Genomic DNA, 436 nt, shown 5'->3' with positions numbered 1-436 from the left:
CCATAATGGTATCTCCATGCGACATCCAGACCTGACTTCCGGCTTCAACTTCAGCAAACAGAGGATTTTCAGAATTGATATACTCCAAATTTGCACGTCCATACTCTCGGGAATTGGATGCCTCAACAAGTCCGCCATTGCTTTGGGCAAGATATTGTGCGCCATAGCAAATGCCCAAAACAGGCAGCTGTCCGATGATGTTGGTCAGATTGGGTACGGGAGCATTCTCGTCACGCACACTGCTGGGGCTTCCGGATAGAATTACACCTTTAACACTATTGTCCAATTCAGGGGCATGGTTAAATGGATGGATTTCGCAATACACATTTAATTCCCGAACCCTGCGCGCTATAAGCTGGGTATACTGAGAACCAAAGTCAAGAATAATGATTTTGTTCTGCATTTATATGTACTTAAAGAGTTTGAAGTATAAATC

General features: G+C 43.8%; 1 pseudogene. It reads right to left on the bottom strand.

Annotated elements, in window-relative coordinates:
- Positions 1-403 (bottom strand): annotated as a pseudogene (locus tag C6366_RS21160) (GMP synthase (glutamine-hydrolyzing)); the annotation flags it as partial.
- Positions 404-436 lie beyond the last annotated feature (33 nt).

It is taken from the genome of Desulfonatronum sp. SC1 (assembly GCF_003046795.1).
In the GTDB taxonomy this organism is placed as follows: domain Bacteria; phylum Desulfobacterota; class Desulfovibrionia; order Desulfovibrionales; family Desulfonatronaceae; genus Desulfonatronum.
This window is presented reverse-complemented; position numbering and strand designations above follow the sequence as displayed.